17 protein-coding genes and 2 pseudogenes are annotated in these 21,240 nt (G+C 37.0%); 12 read left to right on the top strand and 7 right to left on the bottom strand.

Translation table 11 applies throughout. The annotated features are described in order from the left end of the window. Positions 1-129: pseudogene (locus FY049_RS17520) on the top strand (IS5/IS1182 family transposase); the annotation flags it as partial. Then, entirely contained in the window at positions 87-425 is a 339-nt protein-coding gene (locus FY049_RS17515; RefSeq protein WP_446084069.1) for a transposase, read from the top strand. The pseudogene FY049_RS17520 and the gene FY049_RS17515, both read left to right, overlap by 43 nt. Positions 426-493: 68 nt before the next feature. Here the strand turns inward: FY049_RS17515 and FY049_RS17510 are convergent, their stop codons facing one another. From FY049_RS17510 to FY049_RS17500, 3 genes are read right to left on the bottom strand one after another with little or no spacing between them, the layout of a single operon-like run. Then, a complete protein-coding gene (locus tag FY049_RS17510) occupies positions 494-952 on the bottom strand; it encodes a hypothetical protein (protein ID WP_446084067.1) in 459 nt (152 codons plus the stop codon). After that, positions 949-3,870: a site-specific integrase gene (locus tag FY049_RS17505; RefSeq protein WP_446084066.1), complete on the bottom strand. Its 2,922-nt coding sequence runs from the start codon at positions 3,868-3,870 to the stop codon at positions 949-951. The genes FY049_RS17510 and FY049_RS17505 overlap by 4 nt, the downstream gene beginning before the upstream one ends. A gap of 2 nt (positions 3,871-3,872) precedes the next feature. Then, positions 3,873-5,243: a hypothetical protein gene (locus FY049_RS17500; protein ID WP_446084065.1), complete on the bottom strand. Its 1,371-nt coding sequence runs from the start codon at positions 5,241-5,243 to the stop codon at positions 3,873-3,875. A gap of 86 nt (positions 5,244-5,329) precedes the next feature. Here FY049_RS17500 and FY049_RS17495 point away from each other — a divergent pair. The 4 genes and pseudogenes from FY049_RS17495 to accC all read left to right on the top strand — a co-directional run. Further along, positions 5,330-6,193, top strand: a pseudogene (locus FY049_RS17495) (DUF4113 domain-containing protein); the annotation flags it as partial. 235 nt (positions 6,194-6,428) lie between these two features. After that, a complete protein-coding gene (aroQ, locus tag FY049_RS17490) occupies positions 6,429-6,884 on the top strand; it encodes a type II 3-dehydroquinate dehydratase (RefSeq protein WP_004719793.1) in 456 nt (151 codons plus the stop codon). A 17-nt stretch (positions 6,885-6,901) separates the two neighbouring features. Beyond that, positions 6,902-7,321: an acetyl-CoA carboxylase biotin carboxyl carrier protein gene (locus tag FY049_RS17485; protein ID WP_004719790.1), complete on the top strand. Its 420-nt coding sequence runs from the start codon at positions 6,902-6,904 to the stop codon at positions 7,319-7,321. 16 nt (positions 7,322-7,337) lie between these two features. Next, the gene (accC, locus tag FY049_RS17480) at positions 7,338-8,702 is read left to right on the top strand and encodes an acetyl-CoA carboxylase biotin carboxylase subunit (RefSeq protein WP_004719789.1); all 1,365 of its coding nucleotides are present in this window, start codon (positions 7,338-7,340) and stop codon (positions 8,700-8,702) included. 114 nt (positions 8,703-8,816) lie between these two features. On the opposite strand, the gene FY049_RS17475 is transcribed toward accC, so the two are convergent. Next, positions 8,817-9,305, bottom strand: a complete 489-nt coding sequence (locus FY049_RS17475; RefSeq protein ID WP_056511653.1) for a hypothetical protein — start codon at positions 9,303-9,305, stop codon at positions 8,817-8,819. A gap of 253 nt (positions 9,306-9,558) precedes the next feature. Between FY049_RS17475 and FY049_RS17470 the strand changes: the two genes are divergently transcribed. Together FY049_RS17470 and FY049_RS17465 are read left to right on the top strand one after the other, a co-directional pair. Next, positions 9,559-11,034 carry a GGDEF domain-containing protein gene (locus tag FY049_RS17470; RefSeq protein WP_056511656.1) on the top strand — a complete coding sequence of 492 codons (1,476 nt, stop codon included), beginning with the start codon at positions 9,559-9,561 and terminating at the stop codon, positions 11,032-11,034. A 22-nt stretch (positions 11,035-11,056) separates the two neighbouring features. Further along, positions 11,057-12,547: an amidase gene (locus FY049_RS17465; protein ID WP_446084064.1), complete on the top strand. Its 1,491-nt coding sequence runs from the start codon at positions 11,057-11,059 to the stop codon at positions 12,545-12,547. A gap of 500 nt (positions 12,548-13,047) precedes the next feature. Here the strand turns inward: FY049_RS17465 and FY049_RS17460 are convergent, their stop codons facing one another. Genes FY049_RS17460 through FY049_RS17450 form a run of 3 tightly spaced genes read right to left on the bottom strand, consistent with a single transcriptional unit; the run spans position 13,048 to position 16,758 of the window. Beyond that, the gene (locus FY049_RS17460; RefSeq protein WP_224963640.1) at positions 13,048-14,538 is read right to left on the bottom strand and encodes a sulfite reductase subunit alpha; all 1,491 of its coding nucleotides are present in this window, start codon (positions 14,536-14,538) and stop codon (positions 13,048-13,050) included. A 12-nt stretch (positions 14,539-14,550) separates the two neighbouring features. Continuing rightward, the gene (locus tag FY049_RS17455; RefSeq protein WP_151957456.1) at positions 14,551-15,141 is read right to left on the bottom strand and encodes a PepSY-associated TM helix domain-containing protein; all 591 of its coding nucleotides are present in this window, start codon (positions 15,139-15,141) and stop codon (positions 14,551-14,553) included. A gap of 60 nt (positions 15,142-15,201) precedes the next feature. Continuing rightward, positions 15,202-16,758, bottom strand: coding sequence for a DUF2271 domain-containing protein (locus FY049_RS17450; RefSeq protein WP_446084063.1), 1,557 nt, complete (start codon positions 16,756-16,758; stop codon positions 15,202-15,204). A 101-nt stretch (positions 16,759-16,859) separates the two neighbouring features. Here FY049_RS17450 and FY049_RS17445 point away from each other — a divergent pair, with 101 nt between their 5' ends. The 4 genes from FY049_RS17445 to FY049_RS17430 all read left to right on the top strand — a co-directional run bounded on the left by FY049_RS17445 (position 16,860) and on the right by FY049_RS17430 (position 21,167). Then, entirely contained in the window at positions 16,860-17,756 is an 897-nt protein-coding gene (locus FY049_RS17445; protein ID WP_446084062.1) for a DUF4198 domain-containing protein, read from the top strand. A gap of 698 nt (positions 17,757-18,454) precedes the next feature. Then, entirely contained in the window at positions 18,455-19,333 is an 879-nt protein-coding gene (locus FY049_RS17440) for a sulfite exporter TauE/SafE family protein (protein ID WP_446084061.1), read from the top strand. A gap of 143 nt (positions 19,334-19,476) precedes the next feature. Next, complete coding sequence (locus FY049_RS17435; protein ID WP_004719768.1) at positions 19,477-20,568, top strand: 3-deoxy-7-phosphoheptulonate synthase; 1,092 nt, start codon at positions 19,477-19,479, stop codon at positions 20,566-20,568. Between the two features lie 74 nt (positions 20,569-20,642). Continuing rightward, on the top strand, positions 20,643-21,167 hold the full coding sequence (locus FY049_RS17430; protein WP_034615591.1) for a protein tyrosine phosphatase family protein: 525 nt from the start codon (positions 20,643-20,645) through the stop codon (positions 21,165-21,167). The last annotated feature ends 73 nt before the right edge of the window (positions 21,168-21,240 follow it).

The following is a 21,240-nucleotide window of genomic DNA, read 5'->3' as shown; positions in this document are numbered from 1 at the left end:
ATCAAATTATTAGGCGATAAACTGACTGCAAGAAATTTTCAAAGCCAAGTCAATGAGATTCATGCACGTGTAGCAGTACTCAATAAATTCACGGATTTAGGCAGACCTCATACCCAAGTTGCATCCTAAATTTAAGTCAATTAGGGGGAAACTCTATCTTTCAGCTCTTTATGCAACAAAGCCGCTATCCAGCTGAAATACATCATGCGATTTATACAACCAATGCAATTGAATCGTTGAATAGCGTGATCCGCCATTCAACCAAGAAGCGAAAGATCTTCTCGTCAGATGATTCAGTCAAAAAAGTCATTTACTTAGCAACAACCAATGCTGCTAAGAAATGGACAATGCCAATTCAAAACTGGCGTTTAGCGATGAATTGGTTTACGATTCACTTCGATGATCGATTAAAAGATCATTTATAAAAAATGGAACTTACACAAAATAATTTACAGGCTCTTATTTTTTGCTTTTTACTCTAAAATACGATTAATTAAATTTTCATTTGAATAGTTATAAGCTTTTCTCTAAGTTTTGTATTGATAGATAATTCATTTTTATTCTTCCGCTCACTTTCAATTAGTAAAAGCAGCAAATCATTTTTCGTTAATCTAGAAAGCTCCCTAATTTTATTTACTTCATATTTCGTTAAAGGGGGATCAATTTTTTTCAAATTATTCTTTCTCCTTTTATTTTGGTGCTCTCTAAAATTCTCATATAATTTTCGGCACTCTTCATTTCTTAATATTGTCATGTGAGAAATTTTTAGATTATTATCATTAAACTCTATTGATAGCTCCATTGCTATATTTACAATAGCCTGTAAAGTTACTTTTATATTTCTTTGCTGTAAAGTCTCAATTGATAATCTCACTATTTCTAGACTTCGCTTTCTCTTTTCACTATACAACGTATCAAGCGCAGATTTTTCTTCTGCTGAATCTCTTTTCATATTTCACTCCCATCTAAATGCATTAACTTAATTTTTATTGGAGATATCTCTATATTCTCTGTATGTTCTATGCAATCCATCTCATGAAGCATGTCATCACAATTTGAAATCAACTTTGTTGCTTTTCTTTCTTCATGGAGTAAATTGTTAGCCTTAGCACCCTCTAACATTTTAATATAATGATCTTTATATTCTAATATTTGTTCTCTTTTCTGAGGGTCAGGTACATTACCAAAACAACCAATACATGCAAAAGCAGCAGGACATGCATTTGCTACAGTACATCTTCCGCCAATAACAGGCGTTACAGCACCAATCGTATCCATAGCATCTTTAAGTTGCTTATTTAACTCCTCACTAGATCGTCGAAATGTCTGTCCAAGATCAACACGATTTTCAAAAATTTTTCTCTGAATATCAAACAACATCGTAGGCGTTGGGGCTGAATAATATTCAGTAACGCTAGTATCATGTTGTTTCATAAGTAACGCTAATATATCTATTGGAGTATTTAAAGACCTCATCTCTGTAGCAAAGCTATGACGTAACAAATGCGTTGTTAGATTTACTTTTCCTCCGCGTTTATTTTTAAAATAAACATCGAAAAGTATAAAACTAAGAGATGCATTTATATGTTGAGATTGTAAATGAGAGTTGTTAATTTGGAAAAGATAAATTGCTTTACCTACTTTTTGTCGTAGTGGAACTATCGGATTAATTTCCTCAAATTTACTATTATTTTCAGAGCAGTATTTCCACCAAGCATGCAGAGACTTCATACATTTGTCATCAATGTAATATGGTTCTACAGATGTTCTACCCTTAGGCACAGCATAGAAAACTATTGTCTCTGTATTATTGGGCAGTTTAACTTTTAAAAGATGTTTAGAGTCTAAACGTATCTGAAGTAATTCATTTACCCTTGCTCCTGTCTTAGTTATTATTTGAATAGAAGAATTTCCTATTAGACAACATGTCATACATAGATCAATAGGAATGAATTCTAAATCTGTTTTATCTCTTAATACTTTAATCCAATTAGATATACTATGACCTAAAAACTTACGAGGTAAATTATTAAATATTGTTCTACTTACCTCTATATTTTTTAAACCTATATCATTGCTTAAGTATCCAGCTGAAAGAAGTCTAGAAAACCAGTAAAAACTTTTATCTTCTGTATAACTATTATCATAAGTTAAATAGTATTGATCCGTATCATTGGATGGATGATTATCATGGATACTCTTATAAAAATCAGTTTTTTCAACTTGCTGATGGTATTTTTTTAATGCAACTCCATTCCACAAGAGTAAATTAAAATTAACTACCTTTATCGCAAAGGCCTCCGTCATAATTTCTTCAGTCAACTGAATTTTTATTGGTAACTCTTTACCATTTTTAGCAGCTTTCATAGCCTCTAAATATGCTAGGTATAATCTATTAACCTGATGATATCTTCTCTCTGTTAGCTCTCTTAAATGATAAAATTTTTCATGAACACCACTTACATTACTCTTTCTTTCCGATTTTCTATTATCTTCATTAACTTTTCTTACATTTGATTCTCTCCAGAATAAATCATCAACCTCTATTATTTTAAATTCAGAAAAAATTTCTTTCTGTTCAGCAGTTAACTTTTTAAAATAATTTTTCTGTTTTTTGATTAATCTAAAATAAGCTTCAAAAAAATATATTTTATAATTATCGCTGAAAATTGGGAAAATTTCACCTAAAAACATATTTTTATAAAAATTATGAGGATCAAAATCTTTAAAATCATCTATCCCCATTTCATAGAGATATTTATCTAACCTACTAAAATATGATTTATCATTTACTCTATTACTATCAGAGATAGCTAAAGAGAAAAATGCAATATTTCTCAGCGTATCATTTCTTATATTAACTAATAATCGTAGCTCACTATTATTAAATGATTTTCCGAATGACTCACTTTCAAGAAATGTTAAAGGAATGGATTTTAACTTATCATCAACTTTATTTAAGACCTCTTCAAGAGCAATATCTTCCCATTTTTTCTTGTGGGTAAGTGGAATATTGAGTTTTTCAGACCAATAGTCCAAAGTCTTTCGAATTAATTTGTCACCACTGCCACTTAATTTTTGTACTTCAGTATAGTTCGGCTGTCTTCCACTACGATAAATAAAATCAATATGAACCCATACCCATTTACGAAATAGCTCTACACGCAATTTATGATTATTCAATAAAGCTCTTAGACTAAGAAAATTTGTGCACCATTCTTCATAAATTAAATTATCCTTGATCTCTTTAGCTAAAAGATGATCAACTATAGGATTAATTGTATCCTTCAAATATAAAGCAACCAATTGGTTTGAGCATTGAATCTGCTCTGCAATTTTACTCAATGTTATAATATTTTTTTCTTTATAAAGCTGGTTAAAAATTTCTATTACTCTGGGTCGAGCGCTACCATAGGGTAATATCTGCTCAAGTGGCTGTTTTAGATTTTTATTTTTATACCAAATATCTAAAGCTTTTCTAATCAGGAATGTATGGCTACCTGAAAGTTCTCTAACATTAGTGAGAATAGGTAATTTACCAGAGCGATATATATGGTCAATATGAATAGTCACCCATTTAAAAAAAAGTTCATTTCTTTTGGTGGTATTCATCAAAAAAGCTCTTAAGGTTAAGAATTCCTTCCTCCAACTTTCATATTCTGAATCATTAGTAACCATTGTCTCCAACAAATTATCGCTAACTTCATTTATATATTGAGTAGTGATACTAGTGATTGACGAACTACAGTGTCCACACCTAGCCATAACATCTTTTTTAGTAAATGGCTGCCCCTCTGCATGAAGATTTTTTATAGCATTTAATACTAAAAATCGCTTGGTTTCATTTGCAGGAAGTGTTATTCCACTCATAGTCAATCACTCCATAACATTTCATTAAGCATCATGGTCATCTCAGACTCATTTTCCTCCGAATCTAACTCTTCCATTTTCTTACTTATTAAATTTTCTGTTTTTATTTTGCCTTCTATTGTATTGTGGAGTTGATTAGCAAAATTAGGTAAATCAGAAAACTGTATTGAATGATCATAAACTGAAAACATATCACTTTTCCATGACATCAATAACCGTAACATGTACTTATTCTTTTCCAACTCATCCTCAGACTTTGATATATCTTTAAGATTTTTGATTGCCATAGTGACATACCAATGTCTAACCTGATGAATTCTTAGCTTTATTCCTGCTTTTAATAAAGCAGGAGACCAGAAATGGCTTCGAAAATAATCTTCAGAAAACTTAGTATTAATAGAGGTTATAAATAGTGGAGTTTCATATGCTATAGATGGCGGCATACTCATTAGATCTTTTAATTTCCATCTATATCTATCAACTAGACACCTTTCCGTATCAACATACTTTCGTAAGACTTTAACGGTTCTATCGGAAAGATATAAAGTTTTTGTTCTAACTCCAAAACTGCCTTTATTTATTGCTTTTATTTCCCGGCCAAAACCAGAATGTTGCCAATCACCTATAGTAATTTCACACGCTTCATGTACTCTGCAACCAGTATCAAATAATATATGTACTAAAGCAAATTCACGGATACCCCATCCCCAGCTCTCTCCAGCAGCGAATACCGATTGTTGCAATAAAGGATCACCAATTATTGTTGGCCGCCAATCTGCTCTTCCATTAATTCTAAAATAAGAGGCTGACATTCTTTGATTCTGAAAATTATCTACTCCACTCGCTGCGGGCATAGGAGACCGTCCTAGTACTTTGTTGAAATCACCTATTCTTTTATTTCTCTCTGCCTGAATTAATGCTTTAGCATTATCACCAATCATCGGATTTTCATACTCGTAAAAATTAGCTTTTTTCATAATGCGATAAAAGGAAGTAAGTGCAGCTAGTAAATGATTCAAGCTTTTTTTAGGAGCTAATAAAGTGGTTTTTACAGTTTGCACTTCAAAACCCAATTTATCGTTCCTAACTTGTAATGAGCATTTGAGTTGTGTTTTTAGAAAGTAAGAGACCAACTCTCTCACTTGTAAGTTATCTCCCATGAAGTTCCATCCTTGTCTAATAGCTATCACATCTGTTTCAGCCCAATTAACAAATGCAAGTAACTCTCTAAGATAAGTTTGTACTGTCTTTGGAGAGTAGCTATTTTCTATAGCTTTGAAATAAAACATTAACTCAATATTAGGTATACCCAACTCATCAACGATATGAATTTTATATTTTTCGCCACCTTTTATAATTTTATATTTAGACATTATTCCACTCCTAGGTTTAGTAACACATGAACAAATACCTTTATCTTATATCTAAAGTTAAAAATAAGTAACTTCTTACTTACATAGCAAAGCTTGCCAACAATTTTGCCAAGAAACGTGGAGGCTTTGATAGCGTCTGTGACCTGACTGGTTTAGATTTATGCAGTTTTGAAGGCCTACTGCTTGAAACCAGTGTTGCAGAAGTCTGGTGCGTTGGACGTAAAACCAGCAAACGCTTACAAGCTTATAATATTTATAATTGCTATGACTTAACTTTTGCCAATGAACATTACCTTGCACGCGAGTTTTCAGTGGTCATTGGACGCACCATTCGTGAGCTAAAAGGTCAATCCTGCATTGCTTTGGACGATGCAGACATTCCCTCCAAACGCATCCTTTCCTCACGCAGTTTTGCTTCTGCTCTAAACAATGTTGAGATTATCAAACAAGCCATTATTTTCCATGTCAATCGTGCACATCAACGACTGAGCAAGCAACGACAACTGTGTGCAGTTGTGCATGTTTCCTTATATGAAAAAGTTGCACAGGCGCCCTATAAAAAGGCACAAAGCAGTGTCATTGGTTTGATGTATGCAACAGACGATTTGATGATTTTAACCAAGTCAGCATTACAGCAAATTGATGTTTTATTTAAAGAAAATTTAAAGTATGTAAAAGTTGCTGTGATGTTCTCAGCACTGCATAGCAAAAGCCAGCACATCAATGACTTATGGCATCCTGTAGACTTTATTCAGCAACGTGATCAGCTTATGGATACGCTCTCAAGCATGAAACAACGCTTTGGCTCAGACTGTATACAAGTGGGTTATCATTCCAACCAAGAAACATGGAAAATGCGTCAGCAAAATCGGTCTCCAAGCTATACAACACGTTGTAGTGAGATCTTATCTATTGACGATAGCCATATGGCTGTTACACAAATCAAATGAATAGTTTTGGTCACTCAGTTTAAAATGAAGTCTCTGTAAAACATCTGCTAAAAATGTCATATTTTAACATTGCCATTTACAGACAAAATTAACATTATATAGCCCATACAAGGCACTGCGTTTCCGCGACGATTCAAAGAAAATATAAAGTATTTGTGGAAAAATATGCCATAATATGCAAACTTTGCAGACATCTTGCAAATTTTTTTGCGACTTTTGAATTGGAGCACTCTCAATGAGTTCGACCATTTTGGTCATTCACGGACCAAACTTAAACTTGCTAGGAAAGCGCGAACCTGAGGTCTATGGTCACCTCACATTGGATGACATTAACCAACAATTGAGTCTCCAAGCACGTCAAGCCAATATAAGTTTAGATACTTTTCAAAGCAACTGGGAAGGTGCTGTGGTCGATCGTATTCACCAAGCACAACAAGACGGCATAAAATTTATCATTATTAATCCTGCCGCGTTGACCCATACCTCAGTCGCTATACGTGATGCCCTACTTGGCGTTGCGATTCCATTTATTGAAGTACATCTTTCTAATGTTCATGCACGTGAAGCATTTAGACATCATTCTTATTTATCAGATAAAGCCGTTGGCGTCATTTGTGGTTTAGGTGCCAAAGGCTATTCTTTTGCACTTGATTTCGCCATCGAAAAACTTAAATCTTCAACCCAATCATAATTTAGGAATACGAACCCATGGATATTCGCAAAATTAAAAAGCTCATCGATTTGATGATCGAATCTGATCTTCAAGCAATTGAAGTGAAAGAAGGCGATCAATCGATTGCTTTAACTCGCCGTAATCCTGTGGTTGCTGCTGGTGTAGCACCTATTGCCCTCCCAACCGCTGAAGCGCCTGTAGTTAAAGCTGCCTCTCGTGGTGCAGTAGAAACGTCTCCAATGGTTGGTGTGTTCTATTCAGCACCAAGTCCTGGTGAAGCACCCTTTGTAAATGTAGGTCAAACTGTTTCTGCAGGTGAAACCCTCGGGATCATCGAAGCAATGAAAATTATGAACCCAATTGAAGCAACTCAAAGTGGTGTAGTTGAAGAAATTTTAGTAAAAAATGGTGATGTAATCCAGTTCGGTCAACCTTTATTCCGCTACCGCGCGTAATACCTCGGGGGTTGATATGTTGCAAAAAGTTTTAATTGCAAACCGAGGTGAGATTGCGTTACGCATCACTCGAGCTTGCAAAACTTTAGGAATCAAAACTGTCGGCATCTATTCAGATGCTGATAAAGATTTGATGCATTTACGTTTTTGTGATGAAGCAGTATGTATAGGTCCAGGTGCAAGTAGCGAAAGCTATTTAAACATTCCTGCCATTATTACCGCAGCAGAAATTACGGGCGCAGATGCCATCCATCCCGGTTATGGTTTCTTATCTGAAAATGCTGAATTTGCAGAAATTGTAGAAAACTCAGGCTTTATTTTCATTGGACCGCGTCCTGAACATATTCGTCTAATGGGAAATAAAGTTTCTGCAATTACGGCGATGCGTAAAGCGGGTGTACCAACAGTTCCTGGTTCAGCACATGCAGTGACACCCAACAATGCGTTGGCTGAAGCCAAAGAAATTGGTTTCCCGCTGATTGTAAAAGCTGCTTCAGGCGGTGGTGGTCGCGGAATGCGTATTGTTGAACGTGTCGATACATTACTTGAATCTGTTCAAGCTGCACAACGTGATGCTGAAATGTGGTTCGGTGATGATACGGTTTATATGGAACGTTTCCTGCAAAAACCACGTCATGTTGAAGTACAAGTTTTAGCAGATGGTAATGGTCAAGCGATTCATTTATATGATCGTGACTGTTCTTTACAGCGTCGCCATCAAAAAGTGCTTGAAGAAGCACCTGCACCGGGTTTACCAGAAGAAGCCCGCGCGCATATTCTTGAAGCTTGTGTCAATGCATGTAAGTTGATGCAATACCGTGGTGCTGGTACTTTTGAGTTCTTATTTGAAGATGGTGAATTCTTCTTTATCGAGATGAATACCCGTGTTCAAGTTGAGCATCCAGTGACAGAACAAGTGACTGGTGTAGATATTATTGAACAGCAATTACGTATCGCTGCTGGTCTAGGTTTAAATCTTCAACAAGAAGATATTAAAATCGAAGGTCATGCGATTGAATGCCGTATCAATGCAGAAGATCCGTCGACCTTCTTACCATCACCAGGTAAAATTGAATCATTTTATGCGCCAGGCGGTGCAGGTATCCGTTTAGATTCTCATATCTATCAAGGATATAGCATTCCTCCGTATTATGACTCAATGATCGCAAAGTTGATTTCTTATGGTAAAGATCGTGAAACTGCGATTGCCCGTATGAAACAAGCCTTAGATGAGATGATCTTAACTGGAATTAAAACCAATATTCCTTTACATAAAGATCTGATCCTTGAAGACAAAAACTTCTGTTCACAAGCAATGGATATTCACTATCTTGAAAAACACTTGTTAAAACAAGTTCAAGGTCATGAAAAAGATGCTTAATATGCATCCTCTAATCCAGTAAAAAACCAATAAAAAACCTCTGTAAAATCAGAGGTTTTTTATTTAAAAGCAAATGCTTGATTATTTACACAAACATTGATGCTTTAAATCAACTTAAGGCAAGACTCTACGTAAAGTAGCAAAGCACTGATCGCCTTTGTCAGAAATACAAAAATTCAAGGTGTTATTATTAATCCACTTTACGAAATATTGGGTAACTTCACCAGACTGATCTTCTTTACGCCCCGAACAATCTGTTTCATTATTTTCATAGCGAATTTGCATGATTAATGCGGGTGGCTTCTCCAGCGTATTATCAGGTGAAGGCTGATAATCAAACAAACCGATTGACCACTCTTTGGCACTATTCACCACCACTTCATTGGAACCGCGGAAATTATAATATTCTGTACATTTCTTATTTTCTGGAATTTCCATGCCCCATAAGCCTAAAATTTCAGGGCGAGTATTTATACGAATTGTACTTGTGGTATTGGTTGCAGCCACAGTCGCAGGATTGGTTGCTTGAGGTTGAACTGTTTCAGCGCTAACGTAAGGTGAAAGGCTAAGCAATAAAGAAATTATAAGTGCTGTTTTTTTCATACCAAGTCTGTATGTAATATTTCATCAGACATAAATTAGCATAGATTTAGAATAAAACATGTAAAATTAACCATATATGAACAATCTTTATTGTTTATTCTAAGCAAAAATATTTTTGTGACAGGCTCGAATTAAGGTAACTAAAACTATTGATTTATCGATATAAATAGATATGATTACTTATTAATACCTTAGCAGAGCCAGATAAAATATTGGCTTAGAGATTAATCCCTCTTTAGAATAGGTTCGCAAATTGCCTCGAGCTATCGCATATTTAAGTCAAGCACTTAAAGACAACATCTCTGCATTTTTTATTATTGCAATGATTATTTTTGTCTGCGCATTGGCTGGAATATTTGGTAGACCCTTATCCTTTCTTGCCATTTTTTGGCCCGCAAATGCTGTTTTACTTGGACTTTTTTTAAGGTTTCATCGCTTAAAAAATATAGGTGGGTGGATTGGCGCATTTACAGCCTTTATGCTTGCAGATCTGATTACGGGAAATTCTTTTTTAATCACCTTCTTTCTGACTTTAGCCAATCTATCTCATGCCTTGGTCACATTAGGACTGATTCGATTTTTTAAACTGGATTATAAACAATATAATAAAGGCTTAACATTTTTATACTTATTTGCAATCAGTGCCTTTGGCGGTTGTTTAGCTTCACCAATCGTCGCAAGTTTAACGGTCCCTTATTTACCAAACACCTTTATGGTTATGGATAGAATCTGGATTGATTTTGGTATGTGGTGGACGGGAGAAATCCTCAATGTCATTGCCTTTTTACCGATTATATTGGCAATCCCAGATAAACAAACCATTCAGAGCCATATCCAACAATTTAAACAACAGCCTTTTCAATACGAAAAATTTCTTCCGCTGTTAGGAGTCATTTTATCCGTCATTCTGACCCATTTTTTCCTGGGTCCTGGTGCAATTATGTTCCCCATTGCAGCACTGGTCTGGGCTGCACTAAGCTATAACCTATTCTTTGTCTCTATCATTAACTGTATTGTGTGTATGCTGCTCTATAATGCATTGACTGCATATTATATTGCACAGTCGCCAGATGCCTATTTAGGCACCACACTGTCTGTACGCATCGGTTTAATGATGTTGGCTTTAGGGCCTTTAACCCTTGCAATTATCAGTTTAAATCGCCAAAAGCTTTATCACCAAATTTTATACTTAGCCAATCATGATGGTCTCACTACCACACTCAATCGTCGTTATTTCTATGAAGAAAGTGAACGTACCATTGCAGAGGATGTTGAAAAGCAACAAGCACACAGTGTCACGATTTTGGTTTTAGATTTAGATCATTTTAAAAAAATTAATGATCAATATGGCCATGTGATTGGCGATTATGTTTTGCAAGAGTTTACCCATCAAGTCAAAGCACAAATTCGCGCGAATGATCTATTTGGTCGCTTAGGTGGCGAAGAGTTTGCTATATTATTAAAAGATCTATCTTTAGAACAAAGTGTTGCCATTGCACAAAGAATTTGTAATAGCGTTTTCAATACCCCGATTCATTTAGATGATCAGCGTAGCTTAAATATCAGCGTCAGTATTGGCTTAAGTTATCAGACTTTACCCTATTGCATACCTTTTCAACAGCTGATTAAACGGGCTGATGATGCTTTGTATTTAGCCAAGGAAAAAGGTAGAAATCAACTTTGTTTAGAAACCACGATCGAACAAAACCAAAAGATATTTGCCCAATAACTCAAAACAGCAAGGGAAAGCTATGAAATTTTCAGAATATATTCAATATGATGGTATCGGTTTAGCACAGCTTGTTCAAAACAAAGAAGTACAAGCACATGAATTATTAGAAATCGCAATTCAACGTGCTGAGCAGGTAAATCCTAAAATTAATGCGATCGTTATTCCGATCTATGAACACGCATTAAAAAATACCCAAAATTATGCGAATGGCCCCTTTTCAGGTGTACCATTTTTACTCAAAGATCTACATCAAGAATATGCGGGTGTCGCAACCTCATCTGGTTCTAAAGCATTTAAAAATGCTAAATATATTGCTAAAGAAAACTCAGAAATCGTCAATCGCTGGGTAAAATCGGGCGTGGTTACTTTTGGTTTAACCAATTCGCCAGAGTTTGGCATTAAAGGTATCACTGAACCTGAAGCTTGGGGCAGTTGCAAAAATCCGTGGAATTTAAAACACAATAGTGGCGGCTCTTCTGGAGGTTCTGCTTCTGGCGTTGCAGCGGGTATCGTACCAATTGCAGGTGCAAGTGATGGAGGCGGTTCTATTCGGATTCCTGCCTCGTATTGTGGCTTATTTGGCTTAAAGCCAAGTCGCGGACGTACACCTTGGGGACCTGAAATCAGTGAAGCAATGCATGGGGCTGCGATGCAACATGTATTGTGCAAATCAGTCCGTGACAGTGCAGCTATGTTAGATGCTACTCAAGGCTCAGATCGTACTGCTCTTTTCAATATCCAAAGCCCGACTGAACACTACTTAGACATCATTGAAAAAGCCCCAAAACGTTTGCGAATTGGTTTTTCCACTGTTTCACCGATTGGAACCAAAGTTTCAAAAGATGCAGTACAAGCCATTCAAAAAACGGCCAAACTTTTAGAGTCTTTAGGACATATTGTTGAAGAAGCAACGCCTCAAATTGACGGTATGGCGCTTGCCAAAGACTTTATTACCACATGGTTTAGCCAATGCGCTTATACAGTGAATCAAGTCAAACAGCGATTTGGTGCAACAGATCAAGATTTTGAATTAGATACACTGGCAATTGCAGCATTTGGCGCCAAAGCTTCTGCTGTGGACTACATCAACAACCTCAATAATTGGGGTGTTTATGTTGCAAGAATGAATCATTTCTTTGAGCGTTATGATTTATTTCTAATTCCGTCTACAGCTTCAGTGGCACCGAAAAATGGTGAGGTAAAAACACCATCTTGGCAGGTTCCGATTTTAAAAGCCTTGCTCAAAGTCGATCAAGCCCACTTACTGGCAAAAGGTAAGCTGGTTGAGCAAATGATTAAAAATAATTTGCAATGGGTTCCATTTACCCAATTGGCCAATATCACGGGCTTACCTGCCATGTCAGTACCCTTATATTGGAATAAAGATAATCTGCCCTTAGGTTCACAATTTATTGCACCTTTTGGACGTGAGGATGTGTTATTGCAACTGGCAGCACAGTTAGAGCAGGCACAACCTTGGGCATCTAAATATCAAAGTATTGCGCTGTAAATTTTATCTGTGTGAATATTCACATTAGACATCTGGTACTGATGTGAATATTGGTTTGAGAATTAGGCTTAATTCTTGAGTCGATTATTAGATCTTGCATAAGTAAAAAATGAGCATTCAATACCTACCCATTTTTTGGTCTGAATATCCAATGACTTGCTCTTATATTGATGAATTATACGTGGTCGTTCTATCGTGTGGCGACATGGATGTCGCCGTTGGGCGGGGGTATAGGACGTACCCCTCGCCCAACATGAGCAAAAACAAAGCACTGCTTTGTTTGCAAAGCAAGGTTTGGCATCTCCTACGAAAAGTGAGGCATCGCCTACGCAAAGCTATTTAAACTTTAATTGTAAAGTGTGGCATTGCAAACTTTTCAATCATGCATACTCATTTCTATGGAGAAGTATAAGTTCCATAAATTATAAAGTTTACTTTCGCAATACTATTCTTAATTCGCTACTTTAATCATCTATATAGAAATGAGAAACATCACGCAATCAATATACATCACGTAAGTAACGTTTTTGTTCAATCAACTGCTCAAACTGATTTTCACCTAAAATATCGATTAATACTGTTTCAACCCCTTGTGCCATCCCTTTTAAACTACCACAAATGTAAATTGATGCACCTTGCTCAATCCATTGTTTAAGTTGTGCTGATTTCTCCAATACACAATCTTGTACATATTTCTGATTATCTGTATCACGTGAAAACGCATAATCAATTTGCGGCAGTACAGACTGTTGTTGCCATAGATTCAATTGATCTGCAAAGCCAAGGTCAACTTGGTACTGACGTTCGCCATAAATTAACCAGTTTTGCTGAAAAGACCATTCTGCGCGTTGCCGAATATGTGACATCAAGCCTGCTATCCCAGAACCATTTCCAATCAGAATAATAGGCCGATCATTTTGAACCAGATAAAATGCGGGATTTGAACGAACTCGACAAGAAATTTGCTCACCTAAAGCCAGCGCATGGGTAAGATAGCCCGAACCCAGCCCTAAACCTGTTTGATGAACTTCTCGTCTGACCACCAACTCAATCTGGCTTTGTGATGCAATACTGGCAATCGAATACTCACGAATCGGTAAGTCTTCTGCCTGTGCCAACCATTGCTCAAATGCCGTTGAATGCTGCATGGCATCAAATGAGCGTAAATTCTTAAACCGCAATAACTCTATTGGATGATTAGCCTGAAACACATTTGAGTCTTGAAGATTAAAACGATCTAAAAAATCCTTGATTTGTGAATCTGTGTTGGCACATTGAATTTCAAGAATATCACCAGATTTCCAACATAATGCTTCAACTTGGGTAAACACAAGATGATACATTGGATGCCCTAAACTGCCTTGATTTAACAAATGGCGTTCAGATAACACCACAGAATGAAACGGATGTTGTGTCAATTGAACAGGTTGAGCTGAATATTGCGGCAAAACTAGGTTAAGTTGAGTTTGCCATTCCGTCAGACCTGTAGGGTTTAGTTGATCAACACAAATCATGGGAAATAAAGCTTGTGCATGGTTTTCAGTTAACCATAAATCCAATTGTCTACCAAAATTACAGAAATTTGCATAATGCGAATCACCAAAAGCCAACACAGCATACTCAATGTCATTTAAATCAAATGACTTTGTCATTACGTTTTTAACAAACTGACGTGCTGAATCTGGTGCATCACCCTCGCCATAAGTACTAACGATCCATAGAATCTTTAAGCTACGTTTAAATAAAGCGGCATTGACCTGTTCAATACTCAAGCACTGAACCAAATAACCTGAAGCAGATAATTGCTGGGCTGTTTGCAAAGCAAAACTTTCTGTCTGCCCTGACTGACTTGCATATACAATTAAATATTCATCTGCATTTTGAGCTAAATTGCGTTTTGATTGAGGTCTCAATAAAAACAACAGAAAAATGCCATGAAATATAAACAAGATTGCTAAAAATATAAGTACAGTCAGTACAGCATGTGTCATTGTTCTAACCTTTTATACCACTGTCCAAACCAGAAGCATCAATAGCGCTAAGCTGAATACCGTCAAGAAAAGATGTGTTTTTAAGCGAGTCTTAATACTTAAAAATAGGATATAGCCTGCCAATGACAAGATCGTAATGATGATTGCACTGATATCAATCAGCCAAGTCCATGCTTTACCCGCATTTTTTCCACGGTGCAAATCACTGATTAATGAAACGGTAGATGCGGGTTTAAGCGTAATTTCAGCTTGACCATTGTCTAAAGTGACCCAAATATCTGTTGAACCTGCTGGGCTTGCCAAATGAATCATGACTTCATTGTCCATGACTTCACCACTCTTATAACGACCAATGACTGCATGATGTTGTCGTAGATAATCTACGATTTGAGTGCTTGGATTCTCTTGGCCTTTAATTTGAGTCAGGACATTTTCAGGCAAGCTAATCGTTTCAGTATTTTCATCTGTTGCAGGGGTAAACCATTCAGGGTGGTTTAAAATTAATCCCGTAACAGCAAAAAAGATTAAGACAATAAAAGCAAAAGCTGATAACCAGCCATGCACATAACGTGCATGGCGGTAAAAATCTCGACGTTGATACACAATTAAACTCTCATCAAAATTTTCATCAAAACACTTATCCGAACAGGTATAGTCAGCAAATTAATTCACTTTCTGAAAATTCAGTTTGACGACACCAATTTCCTTTTGTGCAGGTAAATTTTGAGAGGAAGCTTTTGCTTTTACGTCCAAGTTAAAGGTTTGATAAGAATGATCACCATGCTCACGTGAAGCTTCAACATGTATTTGATACTGCCCTGCATCTACAGTTTTACCATTGTCATCTTTACCATCCCAAGCCAGCTTATAATTACCTGGTTGGCGTGACGGTTTAGCAACTGCATCCAAGTTCGTTATTTGACGACCATAACGACGCCACCATACATAGTTTGAATTAATCCATTTTGGGTCTTTGCCCCAAGCAGCAAGTGTCCGCACTAGTTTTTTATCACTGTCGGTCACCCAGATCGAGATATAAGGTGCGCGATAATTTTCCACAACCAATTTGGGAATAACCAAATCGATCACCGCTTGATAACCTGCGGGCCATTTTGCTGAAGCATTTGCTGCAACATTATGAAAATCTGCTTGCTGTGGAAGTTGAACCAACGCATTCCAACCTGTGCTTTGGTACGTTTCACCCGTTGAAAGTGTCAGTTGAGCTTCATAACCAAGCAAAGATTCGATCAGTTGCATGCCTTCTGCTGGCTTCATCACAGTCAAGGCTGTTGCTAAAGCATCTGCATCCGCAGCACATTTTCCAACGACTACACATTGTTCAACATGTTGGATTGGCAAACCTGAATATGGATCTAAAAGATGAGATTGACCAGCCAAACTACGATAACCTTGACCACTGAATGCGACTGCTTGGTCTTTTAAATTTAAAACTTGGCTTGGGGCTAGATTGTCATAGTGATGAAAAGCATCTTGTACACCAACATTCCAAACCGCTTGATTGGGTGAAGTCCCCCAAACGCGCATGTCACCACCGATATCCAGTAAAATACCTTTTAAATTAGGGACCGCTTGACGTGCTGCAATTAAAGCTCGATCAATAATATAGCCTTTTGCATAGCCATCTGGTGCAAAAGTAACTGAGCTATCCATTTTCACACTTTTTGTTTTTTCATCCAAACGAACACTGTTGTCTTGCAACTGCGAAAGCAATTGATCACGTGTACTTTGATCAATTTCAAGCACCCCATTGGCCTGTTGCCACATTGCGATCAAATTGCCTAAACGTGCATCAAATGCACCACAGGTTTTACCACGCCAAGCTTCACATGCAGCAATCACCTGATACAAATCCGAAGATGCTGTGAGCTGTTTTTGTTGGTTAAGTTGTGAAATTTCACTGTCATCTTGCCAAGTAGATAACACTCGATTCAAATCAGAAATTTCTTTTTCGATTGCAGCTGTTGCACGCGCAGCATCTTGTTGCGAAGTTCCAGTAATCACCACATCTAAAGATGTACCTAAAACATGATCACGATGGAAATGATGGCTTTCCAATTCAACATGGTTATTGCTTGTAGCAGAAACCTGCACTGTTTCTGCATAACTATGCAGTGGAGATATCAGTGCTAATGCCATGACCAGAGGCGAAAGACGAAATACGGCACGAGTTGAGGGTGAACGTCTGCTTGATGAGGACATACAGATAGTCTCTGAATTTTGTTAAAATAATATTGATAATGATACTTGTTATCAAGTACATTATGTAAAATATTTTAACTTAAGTTTACAGGACGCTTAAAATGAATCAATGGCTCAAAATTGCCTTGCTATCTGCATTACCCGTAGTTGGTTCTGCACATACCATCAGCCCTTTTATTCTCCCTGAAGTTTTTGATACCAGCGCATCCCAAAATGTAAGCTTCCAGAGTTCACTGACCCTTGAAAAATTTTTTGTTCCCAGCATTAACTTTAAAACCAGCTATCTCCTTACAGATCCTAAAGGTCAGCAAATAAAAATAAACCCTGCTGCCGAATTAAAACGCTTTAATGTTGCTGAGTTTGATCTTCCAAGTGAAGGGACTTACCGTATCCGTACAGATAATGCTTTAGGGAATAGTAGTAAATATGCCCTTATAGATGGTCGTTGGTTACGTATCCGCCCCGTACGTCCACAAAATGCAAATATGCAAGCGCCTAAACCAGAACAACCAAAAGCCGATGCTGAAAAAAAACCAGTAACACCACCACAACCGTCACGTTCAGTTTCAGCAGACCAAGTCCCTGCAAATGCACAAACCTTAGAGGTTAAAAACAATATTATTGCTGAAAGCTTTGTCACCAAAGGCAAACCAAGCCCTGTTCCAGCAGTCAGCAATAAAGGATTTGAAGTTAAGTTTTTAACCCATCCAAATGAATTGTTTGCTGGTGAATCATTAAAAGCGCAGATTTTACTCAATGGCAAAGCTGTACCAAACCTTGAAGTTGATGTGTTTAAAGGCGCCAGTAGTTATGAAACCAGTGCACAACGTGAACAACCACATGTAAAAACCAATGCAAAAGGTGAAGTGGAAGTTAAATTTGAAAAACCTGGAATTTATTTGATTACGACTTCTTATCCAGAGTCTAATCCTGACAATAGCAAAAAGCCAGAAAGTGAAATTTTTACTTATGGTCTAACCGTTGAAGTTGCTGAGTAAATCCTATTAAGATCTTAATTTTTATTTAATAGATCTTGCGAAAGTTAGTCAAAAAAATGAGCATTAAGCACCCATCCATATTTTGGACTGGATATGCAATGAGTTGTTTTTATATTGACGAATTATACATGGTCGTTCTATCGCGTGGCGACATGGATGTCGCCGTTGGGCGGGGGTACAGGACGTACCCCTCGCCTAACGGAAGATTTTTGTCACCTTTTCATCTCTGAAAAGTGAGGCATCGCCTACGCAAACCTATTTAAACTTCAATTGTAAAGTGTGGCATTGTAAGCTTTTCAATCATACATATTCATTTCTATGGAAAAGTATAAGTTCCAAGTTATAAAGTTTACTTTCGTAAGAAAAGCCAAATAATTAGCATATTTATTAGCTTTCTTTCACAAGTGTTTTAAAAGCATAAATCGACATAAAAGCACCCTCATCCTAGCCTTCTCCCAGAGGGAGAAGGAACTTTCAATACAAATATGATTCAATTCAAATGATCATTTTTCAATCCATCAAAGAGACCGAATCAAAATTTAGAATAATAATCAATTAGATAGATATAAAAACTTGCATTACACTAAAGTTAAAAGACTTTAGCATTTTTTTGCATAAGCAAATCAACAATCAAGACAACCACTTATACAAAAAAGTCATAAGATATGCCTGTTTTTTGATATCTGGCAATATAAGTCATGTTTGGTCCTGTTGAGTTTATTCTAGCTGGCGTTTTAGTCGGCTTCTGTGTAGGTATTACTGGTGTAGGCGGTGGTTCTCTTATGACCCCCATCCTGATTAGTTTATTTCGAATAGAACCACACATCGCAATCGGAACAGACCTACTCTATGCAGCTATTTCTAAGTTTTGTGGCTCAATGGTCCACGCTAAAAAACTGAATATTGTTTGGCCGATTGTTCTCTGGTTAGCCTTGGGCAGTGTCCCTGCTTCATTTATCACCCATTGGGTTTTAGACAATTACCTCAGCAGTTCAACGCACTACAAAGCCATTTTAACCATGGTGTTAGGCTTTATGCTGACCATAACAGGCTTGTCTATTGTGTTCCGTTCTAGGATTGAAAAATTCTTTGCTAAATTTCGTGCAGAAAAGCAAGATTTTCATGAGGCCAATAATTTCAACATTGAAGGTAAACGTACTTATGTTGTGATTATGGGGATTGTACTTGGCGTATTCGTGACCCTTTCTTCTGTAGGTGCTGGCGCATTTGGTATCATGGCGCTGATCCTCATGTTTCCCAATTTACCGATGATTCGTATCATTGGTTCTGATGTGGTACATGCTGTTTTGTTAACCTCTGTTGCTGGGTTTGCGCATATGACATCTGGCAATGTAGATTTTCATCTGCTTGGATGGTTGCTGGTGGGCTCAATTCCTGCAATTGTGGTAGGGACCTTGATCAGTTCTAAAATGCCAGAAAAAATGATTCGCAAGGTTTTGGGGATCACCCTATTTGCCTTGGGTATTAACTTTATCTTAAACCCAGTTAAATCCAAACCTGTAGAAAAACCACAGGCTGCAATGGTGACGCTATCCATCCAACAACCACAGGTTTAAAATTAAGCTTTTATTGATAACTAATAATTATGAATTGACCGTAAAGTTTTAATGATTTATTTATGACAAAACTTCGGCCAATTCGTGTTATATTCTGACCACTAAAAATACTTTCTGTATGTTTCTAATACCCAGTGACGGCAATGAATACATTAAATTCAAATCCAATTACTCAATCAGATATTGATGACGTGAATGTCCAAAGCATTCAAACGCTGGTAACCCCAGCGGAACTTAAAGCTGAATTACCATTAAATGAAAATGCCTACCAAACTGTACTTCATGGTCGGGAAACTGTTCGTAATATTTTAGATGGTAAAGATAAACGTCTATTTGTTGTGATTGGCCCTTGTTCTATTCATGACCCTGTTGCAGCACATGATTATGCAAATCGTTTAAAAGTATTAAGTGAAAAAGTAAAAGATACTTTATATATCATCATGCGTGTTTATTTTGAAAAACCTCGTACAACCGTTGGTTGGAAAGGTTTGATCAATGATCCAGATATGAATGATTCTTTTAATATTGAAAAAGGTCTACGTTTAGGTCGCAAACTATTGCTTGAGTTAAACGATAAAGGCTTACCTTGTGCGACTGAAGCGCTTGACCCGAACTCACCACAATATTACCAAGATCTTATTTCATGGTCTGCAATTGGTGCACGTACAACGGAAAGCCAAACGCATCGTGAAATGTCTTCTGGTCTTTCGTCACCTGTAGGCTTTAAAAACGGTACAGATGGTGGTTTAACCGTTGCAACCAATGCCATGCAGTCTGTTAAACATGGTCATAGTTTCTTGGGTTTAAATAACGAAGGCCAAGTTTCAGTGATTCGTACCAGCGGTAACCCTTATGCACACGTTGTATTACGTGGTGGTAATGGTAAGCCGAACTATGATGCGGGCTCTGTTGCTGAAGCGGAAAATGCGTTAGCAAAAGCCAAAGTAAGCAATAAAATCATGATTGATACCAGTCATGCTAACTCAAATAAAGATCCGTATTTACAACCGCTTGTGTTGAAAAATATCACCGAACAGATTTTAGATGGCAATAAATCTATTGTCGGCATTATGGTTGAAAGCCATATTAAAGGTGGACGCCAAGATATTCCTGAAAATCTGGCTGATTTAGAATATGGTAAATCGGTGACTGATGGTTGTATCGATTGGGAAACCACTGAAAAAGCGCTTCTGGAAATGGATGCAGCTTTAAAAGAAATTTTACCAAATCGTTAATTAATATAAAAACGCCATCTACATAGATGGCGTTTTTGTTTATGATGTTATTAAACATTTTCTGTAAGAATGCTATGAACGAACTTGAACAAGAACTCTGTCAAATCGCAAACTTCCAGTTTGTCCACGAACATTTACTGACTTCAGGTCAGCCGAGTGCTGAACAACTGAAACAGATTAAAGAATACGGCGTAGATACAATCATCAATCTGGCATTTACAGATGCCAGCTTACACCTTGAACATGAAGATAAAATCTGTGCTGAGTTTGGGCTCAACTACATTCAAATTCCAATCCATTGGGATACACCAGCAGATGATCAATGCTTATTTGTGTTAGATTTGATCGCACATTTGGTACAGGAAAAAATTGTTTGGGTACATTGTGCAAAAAATATGCGGGTGAGTTGTTTGATGTATTTATACCGCCAATATTATATGGATATCGATATGCCAACCGCACAAGAGTTGATGCATCAAATTTGGGAACCTAATGAAACTTGGACCGGTTTAATACATGCCGTTGCCTTACAACTACAAGGGCGTAAAGCCACTGAAGATTTACAACACTCTTTGATGAATGCGGATCAGTTTTCTTAAACCAACATAACAACAGTCCAATCATTGATGCATTTAAGTAAAATCATCAACATGAACAAAAATAAGCGCCTTA

The organism is Acinetobacter sp. 1125_18A, from assembly GCF_052824985.1.
Note: the sequence above shows the minus strand (reverse complement) of the source record. Positions and strands in the feature narration are given on the sequence as shown.